The organism is Microbacterium sp. GW823-FHT02G05, from assembly GCF_058797175.1.
On the sequence record NZ_JBXAJK010000002.1, the window covers coordinates 635,558 to 651,155 of the forward strand.

Consider the following 15,598-nt stretch of genomic DNA (forward strand, 5'->3'; position numbering starts at 1 on the left):
TCGTACCGACGCTTCTCAGCCGTCGAGGCGCACGAGCCAGCCGTGCTTGTCCTCGCGACGCCCGTACTGGATGTCGGTGAGTTCCTCGCGCAGCGACAGGGCAAGCTCGCCCGTCGGCTGCACATCTTCGAAGCCATCGCCCTTGAGGACGCCGATCGGCGTGACGACGGCGGCGGTGCCGCAGGCGAACACCTCGACGATGTCACCGGATGCCACACCGTCACGCCACTCCTGCAGCGGGACGGGGCGGCGTTCGACCGTGAGTCCACGGTCTTCGGCCAGCTGCAGCAGCGAATCGCGCGTGATGCCCTCGAGGATGCTGTCGGAAGCCGGGGTGACGACGCGGCCGTCCTTGAACACGAACACGACGTTCATGCCGCCGAGCTCTTCGACGTTGCGATCCTGGTCGAGGAAGACGACCTGGTCGCATCCCTGCGCCGCGGCCTCAGCCTGGGGCAGCAGGCTCGAGGCGTAGTTGCCACCGGTCTTCGCGGCCCCCGTGCCGCCCTTGCCTGCACGGGTGTAGTTCTCGGACAGCCAGATGCTGACCGGCTTCACGCCACCGGAGAAGTAGGAGCCAGCTGGCGAGGCGATCACATAGTAGGCGACCTTCTTCGCCGCACGGACACCGAGGAACGCTTCCTTGGCGAACATGAACGGCCGGAAGTAGAGGCTCTGGTCGGCGCCCGACGGCACCCACGCCTCGTCGACCGCGATGAGTTCACGCAGCGACTGGATGAAGTACTCGGTCGGGAGAGCCGGGAGCGCCAGGCGCTCGGCACTCTTGCGCAGGCGCGCGGCGTTGCGGTCGGGGCGGAACGTGTAGACGCCGCCATCTGCGTGACGGTAGGCCTTGATGCCCTCGAAGATCTCCTGACCGTAGTGCAGCACGGAGGCCGCCGGATCGAGAGGAATCGGGCCGTACGGCTGTACGCGCGGACGGTGCCATCCGCCCTTCTCCGACCAGCAGATGTCGACCATGTGGTCGGTGAAGACGGTGCCGAAGCCGGGGTTCTTGAGAACCTCCTCACGCTCGGCCGCCGACTTGGCAGCAAGGTTCTTGGTCACGGCGAACTCGATCGGCTGCACTGCCTCGTCGGTCTCGGTGATTGTCATGGTTCTCTTCCCGTTCTCCCGCAGATCTTGCGTTCTCAGATTACGCCTGGCGGCTTGTGGTGTCAGGCGTGGGTCACAGTCGCTCGGCGATCGCCGAGCCGATCTCGCTCGTCGTGCGCACGGTTGCGCCGCGCTCGACGATGTCGCTCTCCGCCGCCGCGGTCACACGCGCGGCCTCTGCGGTCAGTCCGAGGTGGTCGAGCAGCAGCGCAACCGAGAGGATCGCTGCCGTCGGGTCGGCCTTCTGCTGCCCTGCGATGTCGGGCGCGGACCCGTGAACGGGCTCGAACATCGAGGGATATGCCCCGGAGGGGTTGACGTTGCCGGATGCCGCGAGGCCGATGCCTCCGGTGACGGCACCGGCGAGGTCGGTGAGGATGTCGCCGAAGAGGTTGTCGGTCACGATGACGTCGAAGCGCTCGGGGTTCGTCACGAGGAAGATCGTGGCGGCATCGACGTGGAGATAGTCGACCGAGACTTCGGGATGCTCCGCCGCGACAGCGTTCACGATGCGCTGCCACATCCCACCGGCATGCACGAGCACGTTGGTCTTGTGCACGAGCGTGAGCTTTCCGCGACGCTTCGCCGCGAGAGCGAATGCGTGACGCACCACGCGCTCCACGCCGTACGCCGTGTTCACCGACGTCTCGTTCGCGACCTCGTGGGGGGTGCCGGTGCGGATGGATCCGCCGTTTCCGACGTACGGTCCCTCGGTGCCCTCACGGACGACGACGAAGTCGATGTCGCCCGGCGCGGCGAGCGGCCCCGATGCTCCGGGGTACAGCTTCGACGGACGCAGATTCACGTAGTGGTCGAGCTCGAAGCGCAGCTTCAGCAGCAGTCCGCGCTCGATGTTCGCGTTCTTCAGCCGCGGGTCTCCCGGAACGCCGCCGACGGCGCCGAGGAGGATCGCATCGTGCGCGCGGATCGCGTCGAGGTCTTCGTCGGTGAGCGTGTCGCCGGTCGCGAGGAAGCGCGCGGCCCCCAGCGAGAAGTGCGTCTTGTCGAACGTGACGTCGCTCTGTGCGGTGACGGCGTCGAGAACCTTCTCGGCCTCGGCGATGACCTCAGGACCGATCCCGTCTCCGGGAATCACCGCAAGTTTGACGACGCGTGACATTGCACTCCTTGACTGGGGCGCGCGTCGACGCCGGGGTGCGTCACTGAACGCGCGCGCGTCTCCCCAGCGTAGCGCCCGCGATGACCCCGGCGATCACGACGAGACCCGCACCGATCAGCGATGTGATCGTCACACCGGAGCCGAACGCTTCCGCCGCGGCGGCCCAGATCGCACTCCCCAGAGGTTCCGGTGTCTCTCCGGCAACCACATACGCGCCCGCGAGCGTCTCCGAAGCCCTCGCCGCGGCATCCGGAGCGACGCCCTCAGGCAGGACGAGCGCTCCCCGATAGAAGGCGGTGATGATGCCGCCGAGGATCGCGGTGCCGAGGACGGCGCCGAGCTCGTATGCGGTCTCTGAGACCGCGCTGGCAGCCCCGGCCTTCGCCGGAGGAGCGTTGGTGACGATGAGCTCGTTCGAGATCGTCTCGGCAGCGCCGATGCCGATCCCGAGCACGACGAAGGCGATCACCAGGGGAAGCGCGCCGTGCGCATGCGTGCTGGCGGCCACGATCAGGTATCCCACGACCGAGAGGGAGAGTCCCACGGGGACCACGATCTGCGGCGAGACGCGCCGGGAGATCGGCACCACGGCGAGTCCGGCCACGATCATCGCGGCCATGCCGGGCACGAGCGCGAAGCCCGCCTCCATCGGGGACATTCCCAGCACCAGCTGCAGATGCTGTGAGACGAAGTAGAGGAAGCCGACGAGCGCGATCACGCTGAAGAGGTTCACGAGGATAGCCCCCGAGAAGGAACCGCGTCGGAAGAGCTCCATGTCGAGCATGGGGTTCGCCGAAGCGAGCTGGCGACGCACGAACAGCACACCCATCGCGATGCCGAGCAGCAACCAGGCGGCAGCGAGCACGGTCGGGCCGTCGACGGCGAACTGCTTGATCGCATAGACAACCGGCAGCATGGTCGCCATCGAGAGCGCGATGCTGAACGGGTCGATGCGTCCCGGGTTCGGATCGCGGCTCTCCGGGAGCAGAAGCGGTGCGGCGATCAGCAGCGGAATGAGCACGGGAACAGCGAGGAGGAACACCGAGCCCCAGGAGAAGTGCTCGAGGAGGAAGCCGCCGACGATCGGACCGAGCGCGGAGCCTGCCGAGAACGCCGACGCCCAGACGGCGATCGCCAGGCGACGCTGGTCGCGATTGCGGAAGATCGACCGCAGCAGCGAGAGCGTCGACGGCATCAACATCGCGCCGAAGAAGCCGAGCAGAGCGCGCGCGGCGATCAGCAGCTCTGCCGTGGGCGCGAATGCCGCGAGAGCGGAGACGGCCGCGAAACCGATCGAGCCGATGATGAGCATCTTGCGGCGGCCGAAGCGATCACCCAGTGTTCCCATCGTGACGAGGAGGCCGGCGAGCACCAGCGGATACACATCGATGATCCAGAGCTGCTGACTGCTCGTGGGCGCGAGCGAGATCGCGATCTCGGGCAGCGCGAACGCGAGCACGGTGTTGTCCACCGACACGAGCAGCACGGGAAGCATGAGCACCGCGAGCGCCGCCCATCCCCGGGCGCCGACACGTGGGGCATCCGCCTCGATCGTCTCGTTCGTGGCCGTGTGCGACATGACTAACCTCTCAGTAACTAAACCGTCCGGTTGGTATAGTAACAGGAGAATCGCTGATCACGACCTGAGCAGAGGAGCAATGATGGCTCGTCCCCCACACGCACGCGAACGGGTCCTCGACGCCTTCGAGGCCCTCCTCATCGCCGAGGGCGAGCGCGTCGCGACGCTGGATGCCACGGCCAAGCGGGCCGGGGTGTCGAAAGGCGGACTGCTCTACCACTTCGCCTCGAAGGAAGAGCTCGCGAACGCCATGATCGCCCGGCTCGACGCGCTGCTCACGGAAGACGTCGCACAGATGCGCGCAGCCCCCGAAGGACCGATCGTGTACTTTCTGCGCACATCAGTTCTGCACAACGACCCCCTCGATCGTGCGATCGTCGCCGTGTCTCGGCTCGCTCAGGGAGATCACACGTACGCACGGGACATCCTGCACTCCGCGCGCGCTCGGTGGGCGGAGTGCATCCGCCCGCATGTGCGAGACGAGGCCTCCCTCGATCTCGTCCTCCTCGTGAGCGACGGCCTCTACTTCAACAACGTCCTCGATCTGAACAGCCTGCAGAACGCCGTCCCCCGGGGCGCCCAGCTCGACGCTCTCGTCGAGTTGGTGCTGCGGAGCACCGCGCCCGAGTGACCGTGCAGGAGAGCTCACCGAGACGACGACGCTCCTGATTCCCGGTCGCGGAATGCGATCTCGGTCATCAGGAGCGCCGTCACCGGTGCGAGACGTCAGGCCTCGGTGATCTCGATCTGACGGAAGAGATCGGCCTCGATCGCCGCCCCCACGTCGTCGATGAGCGCCTCCGACACGGGCGAGTCGAGCGTGAGGATGCTGAGCGCCTGTGCGCCTGCGGCCGCACGAGCGATCTGCATGCCGGCGATGTTGATTCCGGCCTCGCCGAACTTCTGGCCATAGACGGCCACGATGCCCGGACGGTCGGTGTAGAGCATGACGACGTGGTGCTTCTCGATCGGAAGCTCCACCGCGTGCTCGTTGATGCCGACGAGCTTCGCGATCTGCTTCGGCCCCGTCAGCGTGCCGGAGACCGACAGCTGAGACCCGTCCGAGAGCGCGCCGCGCAGCGTGATGACGTTGCGGAACTCTTCGCTGATGTCGTCCTGGACGAGACGCACGGCGATACCGCGCTGCTCCGCCAGCAGGGGCGCGTTCACGTAGGAGACGCTCTCGCTGACGATGTTGGTGAAGAAGCCCTTGAGCGCGGCGAGCTTGAGCACGCTCACGTCGTAGTTGTTCAGCTCACCGTGCACCTCGACGTCGAGGCTGGTGAGCGGCGACTGCGCGAGGGCAGCGAAGATCTGACCGAGCTTCTCGACGAGGGGGATGCCCGGGCGCACGTAGGGGTCGATGATGCCACCCGCGACGTTCACGGCGTCGGGCACCAGGTCACCACCGAGGGCGAGGCGGACGGAGCGTGCGACCGAGACGCCGGCCTTCTCCTGTGCCTCTTCCGTGCTCGCTCCGAGGTGCGGCGTCACGACGACGTTCGGCAGCGACAGCAGCGCGTGTGCGGTGCCACCTTCGGCAGGAGGCTCAGAGGTGAAGACGTCGAGGCCTGCGCCCGCGATCTCGCCTGCGACGAGAGCCTCGTGCAGCGATGCCTCGTCGATCAGGCCGCCGCGGGCGACGTTGACCACGAACGCGGTCGGCTTCATCGCCTTGAACTGCTCGGCACCGATCATTCCCGTGGTCTCGGGCGTCTTGGGCATGTGGATCGTGAGGAAGTCGGACTCGGCGACGAGTTCGTCCAGCGAGAGCAGCTGCACGCCGAGCTGCTGCGCGCGGGCGCTTGTGACGTAGGGGTCATATGCCACGACGCGCATGTCGAACGCCTGCAGACGCGCAGCGACGAGCGCGCCGATCCGGCCGAGGCCGACGATGCCGACCGTCTTCTCGAAGAGCTCTGCACCCGTGAACGAGCTGCGCTTCCACTGGCCGGCCGCCAGCGAGCCGTGCGCTGCCGGGATACGGCGAGCCAGGCTCAGGATGTGACCGACGGTGAGTTCCGCCGCGGAGATGATGTTCGAGGTGGGCGCATTGACGACCATCACACCGGCGGTCGTGGCCGCCTTGATGTCGACGTTGTCGAGCCCGACACCGGCACGGGCGACGACCTTCAGCTGCGGTGCGTGGCTGAGTGCCTCCGCGTCGATCTGCGTCGCCGATCGGACGAGCACGGCGTCAGCTTCCGCTAGTGCGGCGAAGAGTGCTTCGCGGTCGGTGCCGTCGACGTTTCGGACGTCAAAATCGGGCCCCAGGGCATCGATCGTGGCAGGAGAGAGAACTTCAGCGATGAGCACAACAGGCTTCGGCACAGGGATTCCTTCGGGGCAGCGCGACATGGCGATTGGGCCGATGCGCCGCACACCATCGGGGGCGCGATCGGGATCAGTCTACCCGCGGCCGGATGCCGGCTTTGGCATGTGACAAGCACAGCCCGGCATCCGTGTGGGGGTAGCGAGTACCTCAGCCGAGCAGTGCGTCGAGGTTCAGGGACGTGTATCCGACGATGTTCAGCCAGAAGACGGCCACGAGGCCGAGACCGGCGAGCAGCACAAGCGACTGCTCTCCCGCATTCCGTCGGCGCGTCAGGGCGACGCCGGCCGCGAACACGAGCATCGGGAAGACGACAGCGAACAGCAGCGTGAACCAGCCCATCGCATTCAGTCCGAGGCCGGCCAGGCCGATCAGGTGAGCGATGGCGTTCCAGACCGCATATGCGTAGAAGAGGCCCGTGACTCCGAGCACGATCCAGGAGAGCCAGCGTGGCGTCCCCGTCGATGTCTGTGCAATGTCGGTCATGATCCGAATGCTCCCATCAGGACGAACGGCCACGGCACGAGAAGAACAGCACCGGCCAGGAGCGCCAGCAGGCGTACCCAGGATGCAGCGCCTCGCGTCAGCACCCAGGCGGCGATGAACCACAGCGCAGGTGCGAGCACTGCCAACCACATCCACGGAACGTACATCGCGTCCGTGACGACGAAGCGGGCGAAGGCCTGCAGACGGGCCCCGCCGATCGCCCAGCCGATCGAGTAGAGCAGATAGACACCGCCGACGACGCCGAGCGTGAGAAGCATCGCCGTGCTCATCCCGGCCGGCTCGTCCGCCTCGACCGTCGCGTCTGCAACGGCGACGGGCTCGGATGCGGGTGCTTCCGTGAAAGCGGTCTGCTCCGCCGCATCCGTTCGGTCAGTCGCCGGAGCCGAGCCACGTGGCTCCGGCCGCGCCGGACGCGCGTCGTCGCCCTCCCAGCGGAAGGCCTCATCGGGGTCAGATGTCATAGTCCCAGCGTACCCACCCTCGTTTCCGGTGCCCCACTAGGATCAGGGAAGCACTCAGGGGGAAAGGAAAACCGTGACTGAGCAGCGCAAGAACAACGTATCCAGCGAGGCCGCAACCTCAGAGCCTCCCGCAAACTGGAAGCCGACCGCGGAGGCGAAGGCGAAGGCCACGCAGTTCCGGTGGATCGCCGCCGTCCTCTGGGCCGTCGCGATCATCGGGGAGGGCGTCGCCATCTTCTGGCTGCTGCGCCAGCGGGAGTTCGTCGGAGAAGACGGCCAGCTCGTCCGCGACCCCGACACCGGTCTGCTCCAGGAGCAGGGTGTCACCGCGACGTTCCCACAGTGGGCGTTCATCGCCCTTCTCGTCGCGCTCGTCGTGATCGCAGCGCTGTCGATCACCGGCTCGCTGCTCTGGAAGAAGGCCAACCGCCTCGACCCCGCCCGCAAGTCCGAGACCACGCGCTTCTTCGTGCAGAATCAGCTCGGCGCGATCATCGCGATCGTCGCCTTCCTGCCCCTCATCATCCTGATCTTCCTGAACAAGGACATGGACAAGGGCCAGAAGACCACGGCGGGAATCATCGGCGTCGTCCTCGCCGCCGCCGCGGTCGTCATCGGCATCGACTTCAACCCGCCCTCGGTCGAGCAATACACCGCCGACCAGTCCACCGTCATCCAGCTCCTCGGCCAGGACGAGGTCGTCTGGGTCGACGGCGGTCAGGTGTATCACGTCTGTGAGAGCGTCCCCGCGATTCAGACGGGCAGCGAGATCCGCACCGGCACGACGGCAGAGGCCATCGCCGCGGGCAAGATCCGCCTGACGCTGCAGTTCCCATCCGAGCTGCGCGCCTGCGACCTCGCCGTCCCGGAGAACGCCGAGGAGATCACCGCCGCTCTCAAGGAGATCCAGGCCGGCAACGTCAACACGCTGCTGCCTGCGCCTGTCTGGGCAGACCCCGCGGATGCGCCGATCGACGTTCCGGACGCCGCCGCGGAACCTGCGACGAACTGAGACCGAACACAAAAGAACCGGCCCGGTGCGCACTGCACCGGGCCGGTTCTTCTCTGTCGTCAGATCAGCGTGCGGCCGAGCCCTCGACGTAGTCCTCGTCGGTCTGCTTCCAGGCGAAGAGCGAGCGCAGCTCACGTCCTGTCGCCTCGATCGGGTGACCCTGCTCCTTCTCGCGAAGGGCGAGGAACTCCGGGGCACCGGCGTCCTGGTCCTCGATGAAGCGCTTGGCGAAGGCGCCGGTCTGGATGTCCGTGAGGACCTCCTTCATGCGCTCCTTGACACCGGCGTCGATGACGCGCGGGCCCGAGACGTAGTCACCGAACTCTGCCGTGTCGGAGATCGACCAGCGCTGCTTGGCGATGCCGCCCTCCCACATGAGGTCGACGATGAGCTTGAGCTCGTGCAGCACCTCGAAGTAGGCGATCTGCGGCTGGTAGCCCGCCTCGACGAGCGTCTCGAAGCCGGCCTGCACGAGGTGGCTCATGCCACCGCAGAGCACAGCCTGCTCGCCGAACAGGTCGGTCTCGGTCTCCTCGGTGAACGTGGTCTTGATGACGCCGGCGCGGGTGCCACCGACAGCCTTCGCGTACGACAGTGCCGTCGCCCAGGCGGTGCCCGATGCGTCACGCTCGACGGCGATGATGTCCGGGATGCCGCGACCGGCGACGAACTCGCGACGAACCGTGTGGCCCGGCGCCTTCGGGGCGACGAGGATCACGTCGACGCCCTCAGGTGCGTCGATGTAGCCGAAGCGGATGTTGAAGCCGTGCGCGAAGGCCAGCGTCTTGCCCGCAGTCAGCTTGTCCTTGATCGACTCGTTGAAGATCGTGCGCTGGTGCTGGTCCGGAGCCAGGATCATGATGAGGTCGGCCCACTCCGCAGCATCCGCCACGTTCTTGACGACGAAGCCCGCCTCTTCTGCCTTGGCGATCGACTTCGAGCCGTCCTTGAGCGCGATGACGACCTCGACGCCCGAGTCGCGCAGGTTCATGGCATGGGCGTGGCCCTGCGAGCCATAGCCCACAACGGCGACCTTCTTGCCCTGGATGATCGACAGATCGGCGTCTGCATCGTAGAAGATCTCGGTGCTCACTTGTGTTTCTCCTTGCTAGTGGTGTGGAAGTCTTTGAGGATTTCAGCCGCGCAGAACGCGCTCGGTGATGCTCTTGCCGCCGCGGCCGATCGCGAGCAGGCCCGACTGGGCGAGCTCCTTGATGCCGAAGGGCTCGAGCGCGCGCAGCAGCGCGTCGACCTTGCCCTGGTCGCCGGTGACCTCGATCACGAGGGCATCGGGCGCGTAGTCGACGACCGAGGCGCGGAACAGGTTCACGACCTCGAGCACGTTCGAGCGGGTCGCGTTGTCGGTGCGCACCTTGACCAGCATGTGCTGGCGCTGCACTGACGAGCCGGGCTCGAGCTCGACGATCTTGATGACGTTGACGAGCTTGTTGAGCTGCTTGGTCACCTGCTCGAGCGGCAGTTCATCGACATCGACCACGACCGTGATGCGGGACAGCCCCTGCACCTCGGTCACGCCGACGGCGAGGGATTCGATGTTGAAACCACGGCGGGCGAACAGCCCGGCGACGCGGGTGAGAAGCCCCGGGCGGTCTTCGACCAGCAGGCTCAGCACGTGAGACGGCATGACTTAGATCTCCTCATCGAACGAGGGCGAGTGATCGCGCGCGTACTGGACGTAGCTGTTGCTGACGCCCTGCGGAACCATGGGCCAGACCATCGAATCCGCGCTCACCACGAAGTCGATCACGACCGGACGGTCGTTGGTCTCGAGAGCGAGCTTGATCGCTGCGTCGACCTCTTCTTCCTTCTCCACGCGAATCGCGAGGCAGCCGTACGCCTCGGCGAGTTTCACGAAGTCGGGGATGCGGATCGTGTCATGGCCCGTGTTCAGGTCGGTGTTCGAGTAGCGACCGTCGTAGAAGAGGGTCTGCCACTGGCGCACCATGCCGAGCGACGAGTTGTTGATGATCGCGACCTTGATCGGGATGTTGTTGATCGCGCAGGTCGCAAGCTCCTGGTTGGTCATCTGGAAGCATCCGTCACCGTCGATCGACCAGACCACACGGTCGGGCTCGGCGACCTTGGCGCCCATGGCCGCAGGGACCGAGTAGCCCATCGTGCCTGCGCCACCGGAGTTCAACCACGAGTTCGGACGCTCGTACTTGATGAACTGCGCGGCCCACATCTGGTGCTGCCCGACGCCCGCGGCGTAGATGCCCTCGGGTCCGGTGAGTTCGCCGATGCGCTGGATCACATACTGCGGTGCCAGCAGACCGTCCGTCGTCGGTGCGTAGCCGAGTGGGAACTCCGCACGCAGACCGTCGAGGTAGGACCACCACTCCTCGGTGTTGGGCTTTCCGCCGTCGATCGCGCCGCGGTACGCCGTGTCGAGGTCGATGAGCACGTCGCGCACATCGCCCACGATCGGCACATCCGCCGTGCGGATCTTCGAGATCTCGGCCGGGTCGATGTCGACGTGGATGACCTTGGCGTTGGGCGCGAACAGCGCTGCCTTGCCGGTCACGCGGTCGTCGAATCGGGCACCGAGGGAGACGAGGAGGTCGGCCTCCTGCAGAGCCAGCACTGCCGGAACGGTGCCGTGCATGCCGGGCATGCCCAGGTGCTGCGGGTGCGAGTCAGGGAAAGCACCGCGTGCCATGAGCGTCGTGACCACGGGCGCACCGGTCGACTCGGCGAGCTCGAGCAGCTCGGCCGAGGCGCGTCCGCGGATGACACCGCCGCCGACGTACAGAACCGGCTTCTCCGCGGAAGCGAGCAGCGCCGCTGCCGCCTGGATCTGCTTGCCGTGCGCCTTAGTCACCGGACGATAGCCCGGGAGGTCGATCTTCGGCGGCCAGATGAACGGGACCGTGTCCTGCTGCGCGTCCTTCGTGATGTCCACGAGCACGGGCCCGGGGCGACCCGTGCCGGCGATCTCGAATGCCGCCGCGATCGCGCCGGGAATCTCGGAGGCGTCCTTCACGAGGAAGGAGTGCTTCGTGATCGGCATCGTGATGCCCACGATGTCGGCCTCCTGGAAGGCGTCCGTTCCCATGAGGGTCGAGAACACCTGTCCGGTGATGGCCACCATCGGCACCGAGTCCATGTAGGCGTCGGCAATCGCCGTGACGAGGTTCGTCGCACCGGGACCGGAGGTCGCGATGCAGACGCCGATTTTGCCGGAGGCAGAGGCGTAGCCCTCGGCCGCGTGCCCCGCGCCTTGTTCGTGGCGAACGAGAATGTGACGCAGATCTGACGAGTCCATGAGGGGGTCATAGACCGGAAGGATCGCGCCGCCGGGGAGACCGAACACATCGGTCACACCCAGCAGTTCAAGCGAGCGGACGACAGCCTCAGCACCGGTGAGTTCTGGTGCGGAAGCGGGACGAGCTGGTGGCCGTGGAACGGCCGGAGCGGAATCAGGAGTCATGGGGAGTTGTTCCTTGCGATCTGTGATCTGACGACAACGCGGCGCTCACGAAGAGCGGAGCGGTGGAGTTACCCGGTCGTGGCGCCTTCAGCGGCGGAACGCACGAGTCGGGAGTACTTGGCAAGAACGCCACGGGTATAGCGCGGAGGAAGCGGCTCCCAGCCAGAGCGGCGGGAGCTCAGCTCGGCCTCGTCGATGAGTAGATCGAGAGAGCGAGCCGCGATATCGACCCGAATCAGATCACCATCGCGCACGAACGCAATAGGACCTGCGTCCACTGCTTCGGGTGCTATGTGGCCGATGCACAGGCCGGTTGTGCCGCCTGAGAATCGTCCGTCCGTCAAGAGTAGTACATCTTTTCCGAGCCCCGCGCCCTTGATGGCCGCGGTGATGGATAGCATCTCGCGCATGCCGGGGCCGCCCTTGGGACCCTCGTAGCGGATGATGATGACATCGCCCTTGTTGATGGTGCCCTCGGTGAGCGCATCCATCGCTGCCCGCTCGCGCTCGAACACGCGGGCAGGACCCTCGAACACCTCGGCGTCGAAGCCGGCCGTCTTCACGACCGCGCCCTCGGGCGCCAGGGATCCCTTGAGGATCGTGATGCCGCCGGTGGCGTGGATCGGGTTGTCGAGCGTGCGGATGACCTCGCCGTCGAGCGGGTCCGGGTTGATCGCGGCGAGGTTCTCAGCAAGAGTCTTGCCGGTGACCGTCAGCACGTCTCCGTGCAGCAGGCCTGCCTCGAGCAGCGCGCGCATGAGAACCGGGATGCCGCCGTGGCGGTCGACGTCGGCCATGACGTACTTGCCGAAGGGCTTCATGTCGGCCAGGTGCGGCACGCGGTCGCCGATGCGGTTGAAATCGTCGAGCGTCAGGTCGACATCGGCCTCGCGGGCGATCGCGAGCAGGTGCAGCACGACGTTTGTCGAGCCGCCGAGCGCCATCGCGACCGTGACGGCGTTCTCGAACGCCTTCTTCGTGAGGATGTCGCGTGCGGTGATGCCGAGGCGCAGCATGTTGACGACGGCCTCGCCCGAGCGGTGCGCGTAGTAATCGCGGCGGCGGTCTGCCGAGGGCGGCGCCGCCGAGCCGGGAAGGCTCATACCGAGAGCCTCTGCGACAGAGGCCATGGTGTTGGCGGTGTACATGCCACCGCAGGCGCCCTCACCCGGGGCAATCGCGCACTCGATGCGCTTGAGGTCTTCCTCGCTCATGGTGCCGGCCTTGCACGCACCGACAGCCTCGAAGGAGTCGATGATCGTGACTTCCTTCTCGGTGCCGTCCGAGAGCTTGACCCACCCCGGTGCGATGGAACCGGCGTAGAGGAAGACGGCGGCGAGGTCGAGGCGGGCCGCAGCCATGAGCATGCCGGGGAGCGACTTGTCACAGCCTGCGAGCAGCACGGAGCCGTCGAGGCGCTCGGCCATCATGACGGTCTCGACGGAGTCGGCGATGACCTCGCGCGACACGAGCGAGAAGTGCATGCCCTCGTGCCCCATCGAGATGCCGTCGGAGACGGAGATGGTGCCGAACTGCAGCGGGTAGCCCCCGCCGGAGTGCACGCCCTCCTTCGCGCCCTGCGCGAGACGATCGAGGCTCAGGTTGCAGGGAGTGATCTCGTTCCAGCTCGACGCGATGCCGATCTGGGGCTTCTCCCAGTCCTCGTCACCCATGCCGACAGCGCGGAGCATTCCGCGGGAGGTCGTGGCTTCGATGCCGTCGGTGACGACACGACTGCGGGGCTTGATATCGATGGGCGCGCTTGCAGCAGGATCATGCGGGGACATGAACGAAGTCTATTGCGCCCTGGCCGCCCTCTCGTGCGCGATGACACTGAGTACCTGAGCGATCTGTTGTGGGCTCGCCACACGAAGGGTCGCGGCGGTCTCGCCCTCTCCGACACGGATGCCGAGATCGCCGGGTCCGAGGGCGCGAATCGCGTCTTCATCGGTGACGTCGTCACCCGCGAACAGGATCGCGGTCGGCTGATAGCGCGCACGGAGCGTCGCGATCGCGGCGTCCTTGCCCTCGCTGCGCGAGGCGTACTCAAGAATGCGGTCTCCCTCGCGCCGGCGCCAGCCGTCCGTGTGTGCGACGAGCGCGGCATCCACCGCCGCGAAGGCTGCGCGCTCGGCAGCGAGCGAGGCACGACGCCCATGAATGCCGACGCCGAACGTCTTGGGTTCGAAATGGACGTCTGGATGCTCCATGAGGATGCTTCGTACGATGCGACCGATCTCCTCGCGGCGCTCGCGCTCCTCGACCGTCTCGATCGGGCCGCGCTCGCCCTCTCCCGGGTACCAGTACTGCGCGCCATGCGACCCCGCGAGCACGATCTGCGAGTCGTCCGTGTGTTCGGAGATCACTCGCAGGTCGCCGAGGCTGCGGCCCGACACGAACGCGACGATCGTGTCGGGAAGGACGGTGAGAGCGCCGAGAGCGGCGACCGCCTCGGGTACGGCGCGCGCCGACATGGGCTCCGTCACAAGCTCGGAGACGGTTCCGTCGAAGTCGAGCGCGATGACGAGCCGCTGCGTGCGTGCAAGCGCCAGCAGCGCAGCATCCGGGTCCGCAGGATTCCAGGTGCGGGTCATCGGGAGCTGCTCACTGCGGCGAGCGCGTCGAGGAACGATTTCGACCAGGCATTGACGTCGTGTTCGATGACGCGCTTGCGCAGCGCCCGCATTCGGCGGGACTGTTCGGCGCGGGGCATGTTCACGGCGACCATGATCGCTTCCTTCAGCCCCTCGATGTCGTGGGGGTTGACGCGCACGGCCGAGCGCAGCTCGTCCGCAGCTCCGGTGAACTCACTGAGGACGAGCACTCCCCTGTTATCGGCGCGGGTGGCGACGTATTCCTTCGCGACGAGGTTCATGCCGTCGCGCAGTGCGGTGACGAGCATGACATCGGCCGCGAGGTACAGGGCGACCATCTCTTCGCGCGGGAATCCCTGATGCAGATATCGGATAGCAGAGTGCCCGACGGTGTCGTTATCACCGTTGATGCGGCTGACGAGCAGTTCGATCTCGTCGCGCAGGTGCACGTACGCGTCGACGCGCTCTCGGCTGGGACTCGCGACCTGGATGAGCGTGGCTTCGTCCACGGTGAGATCGCCCTGCGTGAGCAGTTCCCCGTATGCCTTGATGCGGTGACGGATGCCCTTGGTGTAGTCGAGGCGGTCGACGCCGAGAAGGATCCGCTTCGGGTTGCCGAGGCTCTCGCGGATCTCGGCCGCGCGCGCCTGTACGTCGGGGCGGGCGGCGAGCTCGAGGTAGGGCGTCGTGTCGATCGAGATCGGAAACGCCCTCACCAGGACCGACCGCGCAGGAGCGTCGGCCTTCGGCACAGTGACGGTGGAGGCCTTCACGTCGTAGCGCAGGCGACGCTTGACCGCCGCTGTGAAACTCGCCGCATCCTGAACGCGCTGGAAACCGATCACGTCGGCTCCGAGCAGACCCGAGAGCACCTGATCCCTCCAGGGCAGCTGCGCGTAGATGTTGTGCGCAGGGAACGGGATGTGATGGAAGTAGCCGATCGTGACATCGGGGCGCAGTGCGCGCACCATCTCCGGGACCAGCTGGAGCTGGTAGTCGTGCACCCACACCGTCCCGTGCGGCGCGACCGCCTTCGCTGCGGCGCGAGCGAAGCGCTCGTTGACGGTGCGGTACGCCTCCCACCATTCGCGGTGGAATTGCGGCGGTGCGATCACGTCGTGGTAAAGCGGCCAGATCGTGTCGTTCGAGAAGCCTTCGTAGTACTCGGCCACTTCCTCCGCGCTGAGAGCGACGGGGATGAGGCGAATGTCATTTGCGGTGAACGGGGCGAGCTCGAGATCGGCCTGCCCGGGCCATCCGACCCACGCGCCATCGACGCCGTGCATGACCGGCTCGAGCGCAGCCACCAGACCACCCGGGGACGGCCGCCAGATGTCTTCTCCGTCGGGGCCCTGCACACGATCAACGGGCAGACGGTTGGCTACGACGACGAACTCAGCGGCCATGTAGGCTCCTCACCTCGGCT

At 66.6% G+C, this 15,598-nt stretch carries 14 protein-coding genes; 2 read left to right on the forward strand and 12 right to left on the reverse strand.

Annotated elements, in window-relative coordinates; genetic code table 11:
* Nucleotides 1–15: 15 nt before the first annotated feature.
* The 3 genes from AC1REM_RS13050 to AC1REM_RS13060 form a co-directional block, all read right to left on the reverse strand.
* Entirely contained in the window at nucleotides 16–1,116 is a 1,101-nt protein-coding gene (locus AC1REM_RS13050; protein WP_492514999.1) for a branched-chain amino acid aminotransferase, read from the reverse strand.
* Nucleotides 1,117–1,189: 73 nt separating this feature from the next.
* Complete coding sequence (locus AC1REM_RS13055; RefSeq protein WP_492515000.1) at nucleotides 1,190–2,236, reverse strand: 3-isopropylmalate dehydrogenase; 1,047 nt, start codon at nucleotides 2,234–2,236, stop codon at nucleotides 1,190–1,192.
* Nucleotides 2,237–2,276: 40 nt separating this feature from the next.
* Nucleotides 2,277–3,815: an MFS transporter gene (locus AC1REM_RS13060; protein ID WP_492515001.1), complete on the reverse strand. Its 1,539-nt coding sequence runs from the start codon at nucleotides 3,813–3,815 to the stop codon at nucleotides 2,277–2,279.
* 82 nt (nucleotides 3,816–3,897) lie between these two features.
* Here AC1REM_RS13060 and AC1REM_RS13065 point away from each other — a divergent pair, with 82 nt between their 5' ends.
* Nucleotides 3,898–4,446, forward strand: coding sequence for a TetR/AcrR family transcriptional regulator (locus AC1REM_RS13065; protein ID WP_492515002.1), 549 nt, complete (start codon nucleotides 3,898–3,900; stop codon nucleotides 4,444–4,446).
* Nucleotides 4,447–4,541: 95 nt separating this feature from the next.
* Here the strand turns inward: AC1REM_RS13065 and serA are convergent, their stop codons facing one another.
* From serA to AC1REM_RS13080, 3 genes are all read right to left on the reverse strand, one after another.
* Nucleotides 4,542–6,146, reverse strand: a complete 1,605-nt coding sequence (serA, locus tag AC1REM_RS13070) for a phosphoglycerate dehydrogenase (protein ID WP_492515003.1) — start codon at nucleotides 6,144–6,146, stop codon at nucleotides 4,542–4,544.
* Nucleotides 6,147–6,297: 151 nt separating this feature from the next.
* Nucleotides 6,298–6,633 (reverse strand): hypothetical protein, encoded by a 336-nt coding sequence (locus AC1REM_RS13075; RefSeq protein ID WP_492515004.1) that lies wholly within the window; start codon nucleotides 6,631–6,633, stop codon nucleotides 6,298–6,300.
* A complete protein-coding gene (locus tag AC1REM_RS13080; RefSeq protein WP_492515005.1) occupies nucleotides 6,630–7,115 on the reverse strand; it encodes a hypothetical protein in 486 nt (161 codons plus the stop codon). Before AC1REM_RS13080 ends, AC1REM_RS13075 begins: the two co-directional genes overlap by 4 nt.
* Before the next feature lie 73 nt (nucleotides 7,116–7,188).
* Between AC1REM_RS13080 and AC1REM_RS13085 the strand changes: the two genes are divergently transcribed.
* Nucleotides 7,189–8,127 (forward strand): hypothetical protein, encoded by a 939-nt coding sequence (locus tag AC1REM_RS13085; RefSeq protein WP_492515006.1) that lies wholly within the window; start codon nucleotides 7,189–7,191, stop codon nucleotides 8,125–8,127.
* Nucleotides 8,128–8,191: 64 nt separating this feature from the next.
* Here the strand turns inward: AC1REM_RS13085 and ilvC are convergent, their stop codons facing one another.
* From ilvC to AC1REM_RS13115, 6 genes are all read right to left on the reverse strand, one after another.
* Complete coding sequence (gene ilvC, locus AC1REM_RS13090) at nucleotides 8,192–9,220, reverse strand: ketol-acid reductoisomerase (RefSeq protein ID WP_204937536.1); 1,029 nt, start codon at nucleotides 9,218–9,220, stop codon at nucleotides 8,192–8,194.
* A 42-nt stretch (nucleotides 9,221–9,262) separates the two neighbouring features.
* On the reverse strand, nucleotides 9,263–9,772 hold the full coding sequence (ilvN, locus tag AC1REM_RS13095; RefSeq protein ID WP_492515007.1) for an acetolactate synthase small subunit: 510 nt from the start codon (nucleotides 9,770–9,772) through the stop codon (nucleotides 9,263–9,265).
* A gap of 3 nt (nucleotides 9,773–9,775) precedes the next feature.
* Entirely contained in the window at nucleotides 9,776–11,578 is a 1,803-nt protein-coding gene (locus AC1REM_RS13100; protein WP_492515008.1) for an acetolactate synthase large subunit, read from the reverse strand.
* Nucleotides 11,579–11,646: 68 nt separating this feature from the next.
* Nucleotides 11,647–13,365, reverse strand: a complete 1,719-nt coding sequence (ilvD, locus tag AC1REM_RS13105; protein WP_204937539.1) for a dihydroxy-acid dehydratase — start codon at nucleotides 13,363–13,365, stop codon at nucleotides 11,647–11,649.
* A 9-nt stretch (nucleotides 13,366–13,374) separates the two neighbouring features.
* Nucleotides 13,375–14,172 (reverse strand): trehalose-phosphatase, encoded by a 798-nt coding sequence (gene otsB / locus AC1REM_RS13110; protein ID WP_492515009.1) that lies wholly within the window; start codon nucleotides 14,170–14,172, stop codon nucleotides 13,375–13,377.
* Nucleotides 14,169–15,578: an alpha,alpha-trehalose-phosphate synthase (UDP-forming) gene (locus tag AC1REM_RS13115; protein ID WP_492515010.1), complete on the reverse strand. Its 1,410-nt coding sequence runs from the start codon at nucleotides 15,576–15,578 to the stop codon at nucleotides 14,169–14,171. The genes otsB and AC1REM_RS13115 overlap by 4 nt, the downstream gene beginning before the upstream one ends.
* Nucleotides 15,579–15,598: the final 20 nt, after the last annotated feature.

Excerpts from the sequence above, each read along its gene's own strand:
- AC1REM_RS13050 (WP_492514999.1), bottom strand. The coding sequence starts at position 1,116 with ATGACAATCACCGAGACCGACGAGGCAGTGCAGCCGATCGAGTTCGCC.
- AC1REM_RS13055 (WP_492515000.1), bottom strand. The coding sequence starts at position 2,236 with ATGTCACGCGTCGTCAAACTTGCGGTGATTCCCGGAGACGGGATCGGT.
- AC1REM_RS13060 (WP_492515001.1), bottom strand. The coding sequence starts at position 3,815 with ATGTCGCACACGGCCACGAACGAGACGATCGAGGCGGATGCCCCACGT.
- AC1REM_RS13065 (WP_492515002.1), top strand. The coding sequence starts at position 3,898 with ATGGCTCGTCCCCCACACGCACGCGAACGGGTCCTCGACGCCTTCGAG.
- AC1REM_RS13075 (WP_492515004.1), bottom strand. The coding sequence starts at position 6,633 with ATGACCGACATTGCACAGACATCGACGGGGACGCCACGCTGGCTCTCC.
- AC1REM_RS13080 (WP_492515005.1), bottom strand. The coding sequence starts at position 7,115 with ATGACATCTGACCCCGATGAGGCCTTCCGCTGGGAGGGCGACGACGCG.
- ilvN (WP_492515007.1), bottom strand. The coding sequence starts at position 9,772 with ATGCCGTCTCACGTGCTGAGCCTGCTGGTCGAAGACCGCCCGGGGCTT.
- AC1REM_RS13100 (WP_492515008.1), bottom strand. The coding sequence starts at position 11,578 with ATGACTCCTGATTCCGCTCCGGCCGTTCCACGGCCACCAGCTCGTCCC.
- ilvD (WP_204937539.1), bottom strand. The coding sequence starts at position 13,365 with ATGTCCCCGCATGATCCTGCTGCAAGCGCGCCCATCGATATCAAGCCC.
- otsB (WP_492515009.1), bottom strand. The coding sequence starts at position 14,172 with ATGACCCGCACCTGGAATCCTGCGGACCCGGATGCTGCGCTGCTGGCG.
- AC1REM_RS13115 (WP_492515010.1), bottom strand. The coding sequence starts at position 15,578 with ATGGCCGCTGAGTTCGTCGTCGTAGCCAACCGTCTGCCCGTTGATCGT.